This is a genomic window from Phyllobacterium sp. 22552 (genome assembly GCF_052044585.1).
Lineage (GTDB): Bacteria > Pseudomonadota > Alphaproteobacteria > Rhizobiales > Rhizobiaceae > Phyllobacterium > Phyllobacterium ifriqiyense.
Map to the genome: position 1 here is coordinate 341,283 of NZ_JBQENG010000001.1, position 14,860 is coordinate 356,142.

Genomic DNA, 14,860 nt, shown 5'->3' on the forward strand with positions numbered 1-14,860 from the left:
TACCTCCCCATCAATGTAGCTGATCACCGTTGCCATCATAGGAACTTGCAAGCGCGTGCCCGGCGATTTCAAATGCAGGTGATGAGCACATCTTGTCGCGTGTGCGCCATGATGGTTGCTACACGCCTTTTGCCTGTTGATCAGCTTCTACACTGTATGCAGTATAGGCTTGAACAGGGAGGATAAGTGATGCCAATCGCCAAAAACACAATATGCATTTGGTACGACAAGGATGCTGAGGCTGCTGCACGCTTCTATGCAGAAATTTTCCCCGACAGTTCAGTTACAGCTATTCACCATGCTCCCGGTGACTTTCCGTCTGGTGAGAAGGGAGATGTACTGACTGTTGAATTCACTGTCGCTGGGATACCGTGCCTCGGTCTCAATGGTGGCCCGGCATTCAAACATAATGAAGCTTTCTCGTTTCAAATCGCTACGGATGATCAGGAAGAAACAGACCGTTATTGGAACGCAATAGTAGGGAATGGCGGACAAGAGAGCGCATGCGGATGGTGCAAGGACAAATGGGGCGTGTCATGGCAAATCACGCCACGAGTACTTACTGAAGCTTTGTTTGCCGGAGGCGATGGAGCTAAACGCGCATTTGCAGTGATGATGGATATGAAGAAAATCGACGTCGCCGCAATCGAAGCCGCCCGCCGAGGCTGATAAATAGGGCCCCAGCGGGCAGGAGCCGTCCTTTATGCTCAGGCAGTCATAAGACCACCGTTCGGCTTTGCTTTCATGATCCAGGGCATCACAGCAGCTGGATCTTCAAGGATTTTTGCCTTTCGCGCAAAACCTTCGAATGCCGAGTGGGCCACACTTAACGGTTTGTGACCATCGAATGCTTCATGGCAAATTCGCGTCGCGGTTTCATGAATGAGGTCGCGATTTCTTTCCGGCCAATTGTCCAAAAATTCGATCGCCTCATCGAGGGTTGCGATTTCTTGAACGATCATCGACCCATCTTTTACGAAGATCGGGCTTTCAAAATATGAGTTCATCAAGTCCTCCTGAATGGAAAACCGAGAGTTCGTGAGCTTTGACCTCAGGCTTTTCCCAACCTTATGCGGCGACGCATACAGCCACCTTTGGCTTTGCGGAGGATTTGGGAGATCGTTTCAGGCGGTGCGTAGTCTCGAGCCACCTGAGCCTTGATTTGTTTAAGGAGCTCCGGTGAAGCCACGCGATTAGTAGTTTTTAGAGTCAGTCCTTCCATGTTTTGCCACTCCCTGAAGAATAACAAACTGCACCCACGGATTAAGCGTGGTGTAGGTTTTGGGTTGTTTGGATGGCGTAAATTATAATTTTGAGAAGTAAGGGTTTCAAGACTTTTGTATAAATTTCATTTCCAATGCGGGCTGGAAAAGCGGTTGCGTCGAAGTAAATAAAGAGGACAATCCTGTTCGCCCCGCGTGTGGCATGTCGGAACCATAATCATTTTCGATGGTTCATCTTTCAAACGGAAGGAGGCAGTCATGACCGATACGCGCTCATCGAACCATAATGTGAAAGAAACCGGGAAAGAGGCAAGGCAGGGCCCACTGGGCAAGCCGATATTGTATGTTTTAATAGGCGGGCTGCTTCTTGCATTGATTGCTTGGGGCGGTGCCGAATTGTTCGGAGAAGGTACTGACAACAGTGCAACTATAACCGAGCCTGCAGCCGGTCAGAATAAACCTTCCGATCAGGCAACACCTCCGTCTGGCGATCAACCCACCACCAATCCGCCAGCCGAAAATGCTAGGCCGCAGACCGGCACTGGTGGAGGAACGCAAGCAAACCCTCCAAGCGCCACGCCGCAGTGATGCTGAACAGATATGGATCTCGAAAGGAACATTACGTTGACAGAAAAATTGGGTAAGGATGACCCGAAAAAAGACGCCAAAGGTCAGTTTGCAAAAACTCGGCATGGCGCGAAAAATGATGGGGTCTCCAGCGCCAACCCGCGAATTATGTCCGGCAAGGAAGATGGTGATGCCACATTCAAATCAAGCGCAAAAGAAAACGAACGTGATCGGCAAGCGCCAGCTAAGTAGTCTCAAGCAGATGCTGTCAGATCCGTTCAGCCGGAACTGCATCAAGCTGGCGATGCAATCGCTAAAACGATTGCGATTATTAGCAATAGAGGTCCCATCCATTTGAAATGAGGAACGATGTTTGCAAGCCAAGCATTCTTGGCGCTTTGATCGGGAGTTGGAAATGAAAGATAACGGAAGCCCACACCCGTCATCCATAATCCGGCACAAAACATAATCACTTCGTCAATATAAGCGGCGATCATCAACTTGCCCTCTTTGTTACAGCGCAATCTAACCGTGTAGCCAAGTGGAAAACAAGAGGGTGCACGCCGGGGTTTGAAGGCAAGACTTATTGCCCGGATTGATCTAACGCATGCGGTGATGGTTGTTGCCCGGTCGTGCGATTTTCAAGCGGATTGATAATAATGAATGCAGCCGTCGCGATTACGACAACAGCGGCGCAGATCCAAGCTATTCTTGTTGTCACGTCCCGTCTCCTTTTCCTAACCTTACGTCGATTGCAACAGCGCGCTCCGGTCGGCGAGCCATGACCTGAATTTTGTTGAAGGAGCAAACCTCTTGAGTTGGAAACGGTTCCTGCAATGAATCAGTTCCCTTGGCTGCAACCCTTGCTCGATAAAAAGGTTGTAGTAGCTGGGAGGACTGATCATGGAACAGCCAGATCTGGTTTCGAAATACAGAGCTTCTTTGAAAGAAGGGGATGATGTGAAAATTCTCAGGCACGAGTTGGCCTCGGGTTGCCCAGACGATAGCAAGTGGAGGCAGGCGAAAGTCATTTCAAGTTCGGAAACAGCGCTAACAGTGGTTTATGATGATGGCAGTCAGGAGGTTGTCGAATGGAATTCAGGCCGTGTGCATTCCGCTGCCTGAAGGGAACAATTTTATGCTGATTTGAACGTGATCTGCGTTCGCAAATTTAACCACGTCCTTCAACGTTACACTGCATTGTTGACATGGCTTCGGGATTGAGATTCGGACCTATCGGAGAAAACACTGTGCATCTGTGTGTGGATATGCAGTGCCTTTTTACAGGCTCGAGCCCTTGGGCGATGCCGTGGTTTGAGCGCGTTTTACCCAATGTGTGCCTGCTGGTTGAGAAGCGGCCTACTCATACAGTGTTTACGAGGTTCATACCTCCTTTATCGCCGGAAAATTCGGGCGGAGCTTGGGCGCGGTATTATAATAAATGGCGTTGCATGACGCTTGACCAGCTTCCTCCTGAAGATGTGAATCTGGTCGCTGAACTCGAATTATTTGTTCCGCCAGCGCGCGTCGTTGATAAGAGCGTTTACTCTCCTTGGCACTTTACCCAACTCCACCAGACGCTGCGGATGGCGAATGTCGATACGCTATTGATTTCGGGAGGAGAGACGGATGTCTGCGTCTTGGCAACTGTTCTTGGCGGCGTTGATCTGGGCTATAGGGTAATTCTGGTCAGTGACGCAGTTTGCAGCTCGTCGGATCAAGCTCACGATGCGATGCAGGGTTTTTATGCTGGACGGTTATCTCTTCAAGTCGAGACAGCAGAAACGCAGGTCATTTTAAGCAATTGGTGATGCTAATCCAAGCGTTCAATCTGTCCATCATTCATTTTGAAGACGCCGTCCTGACCGCCCTGCCGGTTGAAGTCCCGTTCCAACTCTTCCCACCGCCCAAGCAAAACCCCGCATGTGCTGCAATAGATTGGCGTGTCGCTTTGCACATCTTTCGGAATTTTCAGATAGATGGTGCCGCAGTCCTTACAGTCCAATTTATGATCCAGGCGTTCCATGATGTCACCTCCAAGCGGAGATTGCGCTTGGTTAAGAATGAAGTCTATAGGCAATCATGGCCGCTTTCTTGTACCACATCAATGCCATGTAAACCGGCATTTTTTTGAGGGACGACGCTGCCAATTATCTGCAGGCAAATGCTGGGGTTTCAGCTTTTTTCGCCTTTTGCCATGCGTTCTGCTGGCGTGCCGACGGCAGGATGACGATTACGTGTGTAGGTGTCTATCCTTTGAAGATCATCGTCAAACTTCACCCAGGGCAGATGCATGCTCCAATACCCGTGAACGGAGGGCGGAAACCTCTCGGGACGGTCAAAAAATCCTATTGTAAGGTAAAGTTCGTCGGCAATTCCGGTGTCTTGATATCCGATGGATGTGCCGCAACGTCCACAAAAACTACGCTCAATGCCAAGCGTTTTGGAAAAGGTTTTGAGTTCACCAGAAAGGAGCTGAAACTGCGATGGCCGATAACCAACCCATACAGTGAGTGGGCTGCCAATCGCCTTCCGGCAATCGTCATCGTGGTCGAAATTAACCCAGAAAGGCTCTCCCTTAAGTTCCGCTTTGATATCTCCGCAAAAACACGAGCAGGTTTCGATACGTTCACTCACGGCCCGACCTCTGTTTTTCAATCGATCAGCAACAGACATTACGCCAGAGCAGAGCTCAGCGAACATGGTGAGTTTAATGTCGTTATTCCTGGTGTCTATACAGCCAAGAGCACTGCCATCACTGCAAAAGCTCCGAACAAAATCATGGAGCAGGTTATGCCGTTGGAAAGGTCACCATTTTGCTTTATGTGCCGCATCATATCGACTCCTCCTGAGCGAAACTGGATAATCCAGAATGTCCTCAAACGATCACGTGACTACCTTGGCTAGCGCCAATGTCGTTGGTCGATTTCATGATCCTGTTTCCGTTTGGCTGCGAAATAGTGTTTTCGCGCTTCAGATACCGGAGACGCGACTATAATCATTTTATTAATCTTGTTCAATTTTTACGGGCCTAATACATCATCACATTTTGATGTGTGTCATGAAAGATCGTGATGCAGTTTAAGCCGCAGAGGTTTCAACAAGTCTAGGAAAGACCATTCGCATCAGTGCGCCGCGTCCGCCATGGAAGTTTGCGGGCGCGTCGAGCAATTCCAGATGGCCACCATGGTCTTCAATGATCTTATTAACGATTGCCAGACCAAGTCCGGTGCCTTTTTCTCGGGTCGTAACGTATGGCTCAAGCAGTTGATGGCGGTTTTCCGCGGGTAATCCCTTACCATTGTCCAGCACCTCGACCAGGATTGAGGCGCCGGAGCCCTTTGCGCGAACAAGAATGTGTCCTTGATCAATGATGCCTTGCTCAAGTACCGCATCGATTGATTCAGATGCGTTCTTGATGATATTCCCGAAAGCTTGGCCGAGCAGGCGATTGTCGAAATTGCCAAGAAGCGGCTCATCGTCGAACTCATGCTCGAATGTGATGCGATTATTGCTGATTTCAACGAGGAACGAAGCGTCTTTAAGCACGTCTACTACATTTGTGGTGACGAATTCCGGTTTTGGCATTCGAGCAAAATCTGAAAACTCGTCAACCATACGGCCAATGTCACCAACCTGACGAATAATCGTGTCGGTGCATTGATCAAAAATTGCGCGATCTTCAACAATAACTCTACCATAGCGGCGGCGGATGCGTTCGGCAGACAATTGAATGGGGGTAAGCGGGTTTTTGATTTCGTGTGCGATACGTCTGGCCACATCTGCCCAGGCAGACGAACGATGGGCGGCTACGAGATCAGTTATGTCATCAACTGTAACGACATAAGAAGCGTTTTTGGCGTCGGCATCTTCGCGCGTTATTTGAACGTTGAGCGAGCGGGCAATGCCATTGCGGGTAATGCTGATCTGTCTGCGGCTTGATGATCGATCGTTGATACCGGCCAGAGCAAAGATTTCGCTGATCTCCGGAAACACCGAGGTAAGCTGCTGACCGAGGGTTTCCGATACATTGATATCAAGCATGTTTTCAGCAGGGCGGTTCAAACCCGCAATTTCGCCATTTGCATTGACGCTGATAACACCGGCGGTGACGCCCGATAGCACCGCCTCCGTAAAACGCCTACGTTCGTCGATCTCATCCTTGGCTGACGTGAGATCATCGTGCTGGGTTTTTAGCTGTCCGACCATGTTGTTGAATGTCTGCGACAACGCTCCAATATCGCCGTCGGAACCTTTTACAGGCACGGAAATATCGAAATTGCCAGTCGCCACCTCTTCTGCTGCGCTAATAAGGGCGCGGATCGGCTGCACGACACGATTTGCAACAGCGATACCTGTCCAGACAGCCGTCAATAGAAGCAACAAGGTTAGTTCGGTGTATAGGAGCGCATAGGCAATTTGTGTATTAGACCTGTTACTGGCAAGTAATTGATATTCCGTATTATTATCGTTCATAATACGCATATTGTTGAGGGCGGACGAGTCTACCGAGCGTATTGTGTAAAGGTAGAGATCAGGCAGAGCCTGCGTTTTGATCACAGCCCCTACAAGATTGGTTGATCCTGGCGGAATCAAAACTGGGCGATCACCGGCTGCACCGCTAATCGCTTTCAGGGGCACCGCCGGCAAGACCAAATCGTTGAACAATCGCGCGCTGACGACGACTTCTCCCGTGGATTTGACGAGCGAGGCACCCAGCAGATTATTGCGATCAGCGTCATATGTTAGCCAATCCGAAAAAGCGCCCCTATCAAGATTGTAGAGCAGCCTGCGCTGATCAAGTTCGATGACCATCGATAAGGTCGTGGACAAAAGGCTTTGGGCATTGTCTTCGGTATAAGACTGCGCAGCTTTGATCGACATGTCGATGATCTGATTATTCTCGGGATTAATCCAAGAATTCAGCCGGTTGTCGAGAACGATAAGCGAGAAGCAAGCAACTATAATTGATGGAATCGAGGCAATCAGAGCAAAGATAATAGTGATGCTGGTATGCAGGTCACGATTCTTCTCTTTGCTCTTGAAAAAAATCAGTTTTCTTAACGTTGCATAAGACAGATAAATGAGCACGAGAATTGATATAGCATTCGCCCCGACGATGACCTGCGTAACAGTCTTCGTCGGAGAAATTCCGGTTATACCCATCATGACGACAAAGGAGATGATCGTGGTCGCCAGAACCAAGAGCGTCATTCCTAACGCACCCTTGGGTAATACCTGCGGTTTCAATATGCTTTTGTCGCCCGGCATCCGTCAGCCTCTTTGTGCCGCTCGAATTTATCGGAGCGACGACATTTCGATTATCGCTCCCAGCTTCCCTTGTAAAGCAAGCTTCCCGCAGGACATTGCGCTATAGCGGCGAGAAAGGTTATTTCATGACCTCTCTCGCCCGTCTACATAATGGAGAATTGCGTTGACAAGAAGAAGGGTTTTAACGTTTCCGGATGCTGGTTTGCGAGCGATTGCCAAGCCCGTGAAAGAGTTCAATCAACATTTGCAGGAATTGGCAGATGATCTCCTGCAGGCAATGCGAGCGGCACCTGGAATTGGTATTGCTGCCCCTCATATTGGTGTGCTGGAACGCGTTATTGCTATAGAGATTCCTGGAGGGGCGGGACCATCAATTTATGTTAATCCCATGGTGGAATGGTCTTCCAGCGAAACGGCGCGGTATGACGAAGGAAGCATTTCCATGCCGGGCGTCACGGAATCCATAGAGCGCCCTGCTGCAATCCGGATACGTTATCAGGATTTGTCGGGCCGCGAGCAAACGGAAGCCGCCGATGGTCTGCTTGCAGTTTGTCTGCAACATGAGATTGATCAACTCGATGGGATTTTCTGGATTTATCGATTATCCAAATTGCGACGGGATCGGATCGTCAAGCGCTTTGGTAAGATCGGAAACGTTATAGAATAATTTTCTGGCACCGTGGCGATCTATTGGGTAGCTGATTTGATCTAGAACAATCTATCGGCGCAATCACATAGTATTATTCTTGACTGCACCTTTCTTCTTTAGGCAATGTGAGGTTGCAAAGTGGAAGTAGAGCCATGCCAATCAGCAAGTCGCGACAATCACCCTTCAATATAGCGAATGAAAGTGGTGGTGATCGTTTGCTTCAGATTGAAGCAGTCTATGACAGGGTGCCGGTCGGCCTTTGCTACCTCAATCAAGATGGATTGATTGTCACGATCAATGACCAACTGTCTCGCTTGCTAGGCGTGGAAAGCAAGATAGCTGTTGGCCGTAACATAGAGGACATTGTTCCACTCCACGCTCCGCTTTTGCGCAAAGGCTTGGCAGCGGCCAAGAGTGGAGAAGTCATTGCGGATGGTGAAGTCGAGATCGCTGAAGAAAGCTTCATGGTTTCTGCTGCTGCTGTGATGAATGATCTGGGCCAGTTTGCCGGTATTTCAGTTGCCTATACCAATATTACCGAATTACGCCGGGCCACCCGCAAGTTGCAGGAAACTGAACAGCGGACTGCCTATGCCCTTGAGAATGCCGGCCAATGGATATGGGATCTGAATATACCAGCCAACCAGGTGTGGCGCTCACCACAATATCGCATTCTACTCGGGCTTGACCCGAATGCGGCTGAAAAGCCAAGCGTTGGCTGGGACATTCTGCACCCGGACGACCGGGCACACACACTCCAGGCATTCGATGATGCACTCAGTGGCAAGAACCCGCTTTTTGAAGCAATCTATCGCGTAAAACGGCCTGATGGCGGCGATACTTGGATATTAAGTCGCGGCAAGATTGTTGAATATGACGCCAACGGTGCGCCGTTGCGCCTGCTGGCGACCAGTGTCGACATCAGCATGCAAAAGCGTATCGAAGAACAACTTTCGAGCACGGTCGAATTGAGATTGAAGCTCGAAGAGAAACTCTTGGCTGCTAATCGCAAGCTCAGGAATCTTTCTGAGCGCGATCATCTCACCAATTTGCCGAACAGACGAAAATTTGCTCATCTTTTGCGGCAAGCATTTGGACAGGCTCATGATGTCCACAAGGATCTCGCCGTGATAATGGTCGATATTGATCACTTCAAAACCTATAATGACTTTTACGGGCACCTCGCAGGCGATGACTGTCTTATTCATGTCGCTCGCAGCTTGAACAAGGTTGTAAAACAGACAAGCGGATCGCTGGCTCGTTTCGGGGGTGAAGAATTCGCCGCGCTCTTATCCGGTGTTTCCAAGCACGAGGTGATGAAAACCGCAACTCAGATGCTTAATTCCGTCACTGCAATGAAAATTAAACATGAGGCGAGCCCGAGTGGATTGGTATCGATTAGCCTCGGTATAGCGATACTTGACGAAAACAATAGAGCGGCAATCGCCGGGCCGGACGATCTTTTGAACCTGGCCGACACTGCACTCTACCAGTCCAAACGCAATGGACGTGGGCGAGCTAGTCTTTGGGGAGCATTCAGCTAACTTGCTGATGATTGCCTCGAACGGTTTTTCGCCAAACTAGGGGAGCATTGAAAGTCTGGGATTTGACGTTCTGGGTATCGGCGGCTTCGCTCAACCACAACAGGCTCGCCTGAACGATTTGATCAATCGGTTGAGTAAAAGTGGTCAGTTCATAGGAAGACCAGCTAGCTTGCTCAATGTCGTCGAAGCCGATCACGCAAAGATCTTCGGGTATCCGGACGCCAAAATCTTGCCTGGCACTATCTATAAATCCGAGCGCCATCAAATCATTGACACAAAAAACGGCATCCGGTCGATCAAAACTGGTTAGAAGGGAGTGCGCAGCATGCCTGCCACTCTCGTAAACCGTATTACCATGGCGGGTAACTGTCACATTGAGACCAAAACTTGCTGCCGCAGCCAGGAAGCCGTTTTCCCGGGCCATCAGGCTCGGCGTTCCCACTTCTGAGTTGACAAACGCAAGTGCACGGCAACCCGCTCTTAAAAAGGCATTTACAGCTACCTTGGCTGCCTGATGGTCGTTGAGATTGATGTGAAAAGGACCATTAATGTTATCGTCGCGATTGATGAGAACGATCCTCTGTCCGCTGTCGAGGCACAGCTTTGTGATCGCTTTGTCAGGAAGTCCCGAAAGCAATATTGAAGCATCAGCGCGATAGTTCAATGTTTGCCGTAAAGCTGCATCAACACCGCCGTCTGAACGATCGGTATTGATGAGCATTGATATTTTTCCGGCTTTTTGCAGTTCGTGAGAGAAAGCGCGAACGAGCCGTGCACGATATGGCGTGTCCATTTCGGATACGACGAGACAGACAATACCGCTTTCGCTGCGCATGAGGCCCCGCGCGAGCTGATTGACGTGGTATCCCAGAATTTGAGCCGAATTCATGACGCGTTTGCGCGTATCTTCTGAAACGCTCGCGCCAGGCGTAAACGCGCGAGAAACTGCTGATCGCGATACGCCCGCATGACGTGCGACGTCATTAGCGCTGACAAATGACTTACTCAAAAAGCCCTCCCTTAGCGTGATTTGCACACGCTTGCGTACAACATAACTGCATTCATATGCAAATTTATCGGAAGTATTCAAGTTCCTTACTTGACAACGGGACTTTGCATGTGAAACTTTTGCACACGCTTGCAAAATGCGTGCGGCATGGAGGTGCCGTGTTATCCAGGGAGGAATAATGATGCGTTCAGTGTTCGCAATTGCCGCTGCTTTTGCTTTTGGACTTCAGATGGTGCCGGGCGAAGCCAAGGCAGCTGGAAATCTCAATTTGATCTGCTCGGCCGATGTCGTCATCTGCGAAATGATGAAGGACAGGTTTGAGAAAGAGAAGGGGATCTCCGTGAATATGGTGAGACTCTCGTCTGGAGAGACCTATGCCAAAATCCGCGCAGAGGCGCGTAATCCAAAAACCGATATTTGGTGGGCAGGGACCGGTGATCCTCACCTTCAGGCTGCTTCCGAAGGCCTGACGCAGGAGTATAAATCTCCGCTCCTGGACCAGCTGCAGGATTGGGCCAAAAAACAGGCTGAGAGCGCTGATTATAAAACAGTGGGCGTCTACGCCGGTGCGCTTGGCTGGGGATACAACACGGAAATCGTGAAAAAGAAGGGTCTCAAGGAAGCCAAATGCTGGGCTGATTTGGTTGATCCTGCCTTTAAGGGCGAAATTCAGATGGCAAACCCCAATTCCTCGGGTACGGCCTACACGGCCTTGGCATCTCTCGTGCAAATTATGGGAGAAGATAAAGCCTACGAATATTTGAAGCAGCTCAATGCCAATGTCTCACAATACACAAAATCCGGTTCGGCGCCGGTTAAGGCTGCGGCCCGCGGTGAGACTGCGCTCGGTATTGTGTTTATGCACGATGCTGTGGCGCAGATATCGGAAGGTTTTCCCATCAAGGCTGTCGCACCATGCGAGGGCACCGGCTATGAGATCGGCTCGATGTCGATCATCAAGGGGGCTCGCAACCTTGACGAAGCCAAGCAGTGGTATGATTGGGCCCTGAGTGCTGAAACGCAATCGCACATGAAGGATGCAAAATCCTTCCAGCTGCCTTCGAACAAGAGTGCCGTCGTTCCGCCGGAAGCTCCGAAGTTTGAAGACATCAAGCTCATTGATTACGACTTCAAAACCTATGGTGATCCTGCCAAGCGCAAGGAATTGCTTGAGCGTTGGGATAAGGAAATCGGCGCAAGCGCTAATTGATTGTCTATTAATCTGGAGCATGCCCGGAGGGTTTCCGGGCATCTCTCGCCATATTTTTGAAGATAGCGCGCGGAAGGCCTTATGGAACGCAGTGACCGGAGATTGAACATCGCTCTCGGTATTGGGCTTACGGGTCTGATTCTATTGCCTTGGTACAAAGTTGAAACAGGTTTTTACGGGTTTGATTGGCTCGATGGTTTTCCAGCTAGTGCGGCAGGACCGGGGCTCGTCCAGATATTCGCCTATGGCCGATGGACTATCGCGATCATCGCGCTGATCTTTGCGGTTGGCCTTATTGCGCGAACCTTGACCGTGTCGAAACTTCGATCAAATCTTCTTGTTGCTGCTGGAGCCGCCGGTCTTATATTTCTGGTTCTTCAGGGGCTCGCTGTCGGTTTTACCGGGTGGACCTGGCTCATTAGCGAGCATTTGTTCGGTCCACTTTCTGATGGACAGCCATCGATGGGCGCCGGTGCCGGTCTGGTCGCCCTGTCTTTTGTATTGCTGTTCTCGTTCGGCCTTGCTGAAAGAGGCGTATTGAGAGGCGATGCGTTTGTTGTGGCATCCATCGCATTGCTCATTTTCCTGGTGGCAATTTTTGTGTTCTATCCGGTTGGAAGCATGCTTGTCGGAGCATTCCAAAGCTTTGACGGTTCCTTTGACCCGTCCGGATTCATCCGGAACATTCAAGACCCATCAATCTGGAGTCTGGACTGCGTTATAGGGGGAAACCGCTGCGGCATCGCATGGCGCACGCTTCTGCTGGCGATACTGGCAGCATTTGGATCTACTTTGCTCGGGCTTTGTTTTGCGCTCGTTGCAACGCGTACGCGATTTCCCTTCAAAAAGGGCCTTCGTCTGCTGACTATTCTGCCGATCATCACGCCGCCCTTCGTCATCGGCCTTGCGTTGATTCTCCTCTTTGGTCGCGCAGGCGTTGTCACCCAACAGCTATCGAGCCTTTTCGGGATTGAGCCGGGCCGCTGGCTTTACGGTCTGACCGGGATATGGATCGCTCAGGTTTTGTCGTTCACGCCAATTTCATTTCTCGTTCTTATCGGTGTGGTCGAAGGCGTAAGCCCGTCGATGGAGGAAGCCTCGCAAACCCTTCGGGCAGATCGCTGGCGTACATTCTGGAAGGTGTCGCTTCCCTTGATGAAACCCGGCCTGGCAAATGCTTTCCTGATCGGCTTCATCGAAAGCATGGCCGATTTCGGCAATCCGCTTGTGCTCGGAGGCAGTCACGGCGTCCTTTCAACCGAGATATTCTTTGCTGTTGTCGGCTCGCAAAACGATCCGTCACGCGCCGCGGTACTCGCGATAATTCTTCTGTTCTTCACTCTGTCAGCCTTTCTGGCACAGCGCTTCTGGCTATCCGGCAAGAGTTTTGCAACGGTGACAGGGAAGGGTGATTCAGGTGCTCATATCGCCCTTCCAAAATCACTGTCGATAGGTGTCCATGCGATTGTTATACCGTGGATCATTTTCACGCTCGTTATCTATGGAATGATCTTCTTTGGCGGTTTCGTGCGCACTTGGGGGCTTGATAATACGCTGACCTTCGAGCACTACCAGCGGGCCTTCTCATTCACTTTCGCTGATGGCGGCATCTCCTGGACTGGCGTCGCCTGGAACTCATTCTGGACGACCATCAAGATCGCCTTGATCGCAGCGCCTTTAACAGCGGCAGTTGGATTGCTGACGGCCTACCTCATCGTCCGGCAGCGTTTCGTTGGCAGAAACATCTTCGAATTTGCGCTTATGATGAGCTTTGCTATCCCGGGTACCGTTATAGGTATCAGCTACATTATGGCGTTTAATCTCCCTCCGCTGGAAATGACCGGAACCGCGCTGATACTGGTTGCGTGTTTTGTCTTCCGTAATATGCCGGTAGGTGTGCGGGGCGGCATTGCTGCCATGAGCCAGCTCGATAAGAGCCTCGATGAAGCCTCGCTGACCTTGCGCGCCGCCAGCTTCCGGACAATTCGCAAGGTGATTTTGCCCCTGCTGCGCCCAGCGATCGTTGCAGCGCTCGTCTATTCGTTTGTTCGGGCCATCACCTCGATTAGCGCGGTCATCTTCCTCGTCAGCGCTGAATACAATATGGCGACCGCCTATATTGTCGGCCTTGTCGAAAATGGTGAGTACGGCGTGGCGATTGCTTACTCTTCCATGCTCATCATTGTCATGATTGTTATCATCACCTGTTTCCAGCTTTTGGTGGGAGAGAGGAAATTGCGCCGCGAGAACCGTGTTGCAACTGCTTTCATACCATCTGCATCTCCAGAGAAGGCCGCGTAATGGCACCGAATGTTACAGGATCAGTTGTTTTCTCCAACGTCAAAAAGCAGTTTGGCACATTTACCGCCATACATGATCTGTCGCTCGACATAGAACCCGGAACCTTGGTCACCCTTCTCGGGCCGTCCGGTTGTGGCAAAACGACCACGCTGCGCATGCTTGCCGGTCTGGAGCATCCAACTGCCGGACGGATACTGATAGGCGGCAAGGATGTTACAATGCTCCCCGCAAACGAGCGGGACGTATCAATGGTGTTCCAGTCCTATGCGCTGTTTCCGCATATGTCAGTTCTGGAAAACGTGGCATACGGCCTTGAATCGTCAAAGATGAAAAAAGCGGAGGCGAGGGAACGGGCAGAAGAGGGGCTGAACCAGGTTGGACTTGCTGGCTATGGCCAAAGATTGCCGGCTGAGCTTTCTGGGGGGCAACAGCAACGCGTTGCGGTTGCCCGCGCTCTGGTTCTGGAACCACAAGTCTTGTTGCTGGATGAGCCACTATCCAATCTTGACGCACGGTTGCGCCGCCGCGTGAGAACAGAAATTCGCGAACTGCAACAACGCCTTGGCTTTACAGCCGTTTACGTAACACACGATCAGGAGGAGGCCTTGGCTGTATCCGATCGAATTATTGTGATGCAGAATGGCGTTGTGGCACAGCAGGGTTCTCCGCGCGAACTTTACGAAGCACCTGTGTCTTCGTTCATTGCCGATTTCATAGGCGAAGCCAATGTTGTGCCTTGTGAAGTGCTTCGCACCGAAAATGGCCAAGCGATCGTACAAGTTGGAAAGCTTGAACATAGCGTTCCGGCTCGCAGTCATTCTGTGCCCGGTCCGGCCAAACTTGCGGTGAGGCCGAATGCCATCACTTTATCGGCTGCGGAGAATGCTGCGTTTCCCGGGAGAATCAAGTTTATGGCCTATCTTGGCGATCACGTGGAATACGAAGTCGAGACGGAATCTGGCACGCTCTTTGTCGTCGATCCGGCGGTAGATCAGCGCTTGGAACCAGGGACCAATATTAGCATCGGATTTCACCACCGTGGCATAGCACTCATCAATAGTTGAACGACCACTATTTATATCAGGG

16 protein-coding genes are annotated in these 14,860 nt (G+C 50.7%); 10 read left to right on the forward strand and 6 right to left on the reverse strand.

All coding sequences use genetic code 11. From position 1 onward, the window contains the following. Positions 1-195: 195 nt before the first annotated feature. Entirely contained in the window at positions 196-669 is a 474-nt protein-coding gene (locus tag ACTJI9_RS01740; protein WP_115053233.1) for a VOC family protein, read from the forward strand. Between the two features lie 38 nt (positions 670-707). On the opposite strand, the gene ACTJI9_RS01745 is transcribed toward ACTJI9_RS01740, so the two are convergent. Then, positions 708-1,007, reverse strand: coding sequence for a DUF982 domain-containing protein (locus ACTJI9_RS01745; RefSeq protein ID WP_337354491.1), 300 nt, complete (start codon positions 1,005-1,007; stop codon positions 708-710). A 474-nt stretch (positions 1,008-1,481) separates the two neighbouring features. Here ACTJI9_RS01745 and ACTJI9_RS01750 point away from each other — a divergent pair, with 474 nt between their 5' ends. Together ACTJI9_RS01750 and ACTJI9_RS01755 are read left to right on the forward strand one after the other, a co-directional pair. Then, the gene (locus ACTJI9_RS01750) at positions 1,482-1,811 is read left to right on the forward strand and encodes a hypothetical protein (RefSeq protein ID WP_440805624.1); all 330 of its coding nucleotides are present in this window, start codon (positions 1,482-1,484) and stop codon (positions 1,809-1,811) included. A 36-nt stretch (positions 1,812-1,847) separates the two neighbouring features. Continuing rightward, positions 1,848-2,042, forward strand: coding sequence for a hypothetical protein (locus ACTJI9_RS01755; RefSeq protein WP_336439749.1), 195 nt, complete (start codon positions 1,848-1,850; stop codon positions 2,040-2,042). A gap of 41 nt (positions 2,043-2,083) precedes the next feature. Here the strand turns inward: ACTJI9_RS01755 and ACTJI9_RS01760 are convergent, their stop codons facing one another. Next, complete coding sequence (locus ACTJI9_RS01760; protein ID WP_115052487.1) at positions 2,084-2,287, reverse strand: hypothetical protein; 204 nt, start codon at positions 2,285-2,287, stop codon at positions 2,084-2,086. Positions 2,288-2,693: 406 nt separating this feature from the next. Between ACTJI9_RS01760 and ACTJI9_RS01765 the strand changes: the two genes are divergently transcribed. Together ACTJI9_RS01765 and ACTJI9_RS01770 are read left to right on the forward strand one after the other, a co-directional pair. Beyond that, positions 2,694-2,915: a hypothetical protein gene (locus ACTJI9_RS01765; protein ID WP_336439750.1), complete on the forward strand. Its 222-nt coding sequence runs from the start codon at positions 2,694-2,696 to the stop codon at positions 2,913-2,915. A gap of 83 nt (positions 2,916-2,998) precedes the next feature. Further along, entirely contained in the window at positions 2,999-3,601 is a 603-nt protein-coding gene (locus tag ACTJI9_RS01770) for an isochorismatase family protein (RefSeq protein ID WP_115052489.1), read from the forward strand. A 2-nt stretch (positions 3,602-3,603) separates the two neighbouring features. Here the strand turns inward: ACTJI9_RS01770 and ACTJI9_RS01775 are convergent, their stop codons facing one another. The 3 genes from ACTJI9_RS01775 to ACTJI9_RS01785 form a co-directional block, all read right to left on the reverse strand. Further along, entirely contained in the window at positions 3,604-3,816 is a 213-nt protein-coding gene (locus ACTJI9_RS01775) for a hypothetical protein (RefSeq protein ID WP_307279341.1), read from the reverse strand. Between the two features lie 149 nt (positions 3,817-3,965). Then, the gene (locus tag ACTJI9_RS01780) at positions 3,966-4,493 is read right to left on the reverse strand and encodes a GFA family protein (protein WP_440805627.1); all 528 of its coding nucleotides are present in this window, start codon (positions 4,491-4,493) and stop codon (positions 3,966-3,968) included. A gap of 378 nt (positions 4,494-4,871) precedes the next feature. Then, on the reverse strand, positions 4,872-7,004 hold the full coding sequence (locus tag ACTJI9_RS01785) for a sensor histidine kinase (protein ID WP_307279335.1): 2,133 nt from the start codon (positions 7,002-7,004) through the stop codon (positions 4,872-4,874). A 220-nt stretch (positions 7,005-7,224) separates the two neighbouring features. On the opposite strand from ACTJI9_RS01785, the gene ACTJI9_RS01790 reads away from it, so the two are divergent. Further along, on the forward strand, positions 7,225-7,728 hold the full coding sequence (locus ACTJI9_RS01790; RefSeq protein WP_307279332.1) for a peptide deformylase: 504 nt from the start codon (positions 7,225-7,227) through the stop codon (positions 7,726-7,728). 134 nt (positions 7,729-7,862) lie between these two features. Further along, positions 7,863-9,254: a diguanylate cyclase domain-containing protein gene (locus tag ACTJI9_RS01795; RefSeq protein WP_440805629.1), complete on the forward strand. Its 1,392-nt coding sequence runs from the start codon at positions 7,863-7,865 to the stop codon at positions 9,252-9,254. On the opposite strand, the gene ACTJI9_RS01800 is transcribed toward ACTJI9_RS01795, so the two are convergent. Then, entirely contained in the window at positions 9,247-10,263 is a 1,017-nt protein-coding gene (locus ACTJI9_RS01800) for a LacI family DNA-binding transcriptional regulator (RefSeq protein WP_354344208.1), read from the reverse strand. The two genes, ACTJI9_RS01795 and ACTJI9_RS01800, sit on opposite strands and share 8 nt — an antisense overlap. Positions 10,264-10,444: 181 nt before the next feature. Here ACTJI9_RS01800 and ACTJI9_RS01805 point away from each other — a divergent pair, with 181 nt between their 5' ends. From ACTJI9_RS01805 to ACTJI9_RS01815, 3 genes are all read left to right on the forward strand, one after another. Then, a complete protein-coding gene (locus tag ACTJI9_RS01805; RefSeq protein WP_115053235.1) occupies positions 10,445-11,473 on the forward strand; it encodes an extracellular solute-binding protein in 1,029 nt (342 codons plus the stop codon). Between the two features lie 81 nt (positions 11,474-11,554). Next, positions 11,555-13,774, forward strand: coding sequence for an ABC transporter permease (locus ACTJI9_RS01810; RefSeq protein ID WP_336439756.1), 2,220 nt, complete (start codon positions 11,555-11,557; stop codon positions 13,772-13,774). Beyond that, positions 13,774-14,838: an ATP-binding cassette domain-containing protein gene (locus tag ACTJI9_RS01815; protein WP_115052496.1), complete on the forward strand. Its 1,065-nt coding sequence runs from the start codon at positions 13,774-13,776 to the stop codon at positions 14,836-14,838. Before ACTJI9_RS01810 ends, ACTJI9_RS01815 begins: the two co-directional genes overlap by 1 nt. Positions 14,839-14,860 lie beyond the last annotated feature (22 nt).

What these genes read in the sequence shown, in the direction of transcription:
- ACTJI9_RS01780 (WP_440805627.1), bottom strand. Translation starts at nt 4,493, where the DNA reads ATGTTCGCTGAGCTCTGCTCTGGCGTAATGTCTGTTGCTGATCGATTG.
- ACTJI9_RS01810 (WP_336439756.1), top strand. Translation starts at nt 11,555, where the DNA reads ATGGAACGCAGTGACCGGAGATTGAACATCGCTCTCGGTATTGGGCTT.
- ACTJI9_RS01815 (WP_115052496.1), top strand. Translation starts at nt 13,774, where the DNA reads ATGGCACCGAATGTTACAGGATCAGTTGTTTTCTCCAACGTCAAAAAG.
- ACTJI9_RS01795 (WP_440805629.1), top strand. Translation starts at nt 7,863, where the DNA reads ATGCCAATCAGCAAGTCGCGACAATCACCCTTCAATATAGCGAATGAA.
- ACTJI9_RS01775 (WP_307279341.1), bottom strand. Translation starts at nt 3,816, where the DNA reads ATGGAACGCCTGGATCATAAATTGGACTGTAAGGACTGCGGCACCATC.
- ACTJI9_RS01750 (WP_440805624.1), top strand. Translation starts at nt 1,482, where the DNA reads ATGACCGATACGCGCTCATCGAACCATAATGTGAAAGAAACCGGGAAA.
- ACTJI9_RS01765 (WP_336439750.1), top strand. Translation starts at nt 2,694, where the DNA reads ATGGAACAGCCAGATCTGGTTTCGAAATACAGAGCTTCTTTGAAAGAA.
- ACTJI9_RS01760 (WP_115052487.1), bottom strand. Translation starts at nt 2,287, where the DNA reads ATGATCGCCGCTTATATTGACGAAGTGATTATGTTTTGTGCCGGATTA.
- ACTJI9_RS01745 (WP_337354491.1), bottom strand. Translation starts at nt 1,007, where the DNA reads ATGAACTCATATTTTGAAAGCCCGATCTTCGTAAAAGATGGGTCGATG.
- ACTJI9_RS01805 (WP_115053235.1), top strand. Translation starts at nt 10,445, where the DNA reads ATGCGTTCAGTGTTCGCAATTGCCGCTGCTTTTGCTTTTGGACTTCAG.
- ACTJI9_RS01770 (WP_115052489.1), top strand. Translation starts at nt 2,999, where the DNA reads ATGGCTTCGGGATTGAGATTCGGACCTATCGGAGAAAACACTGTGCAT.
- ACTJI9_RS01785 (WP_307279335.1), bottom strand. Translation starts at nt 7,004, where the DNA reads ATGACGCTCTTGGTTCTGGCGACCACGATCATCTCCTTTGTCGTCATG.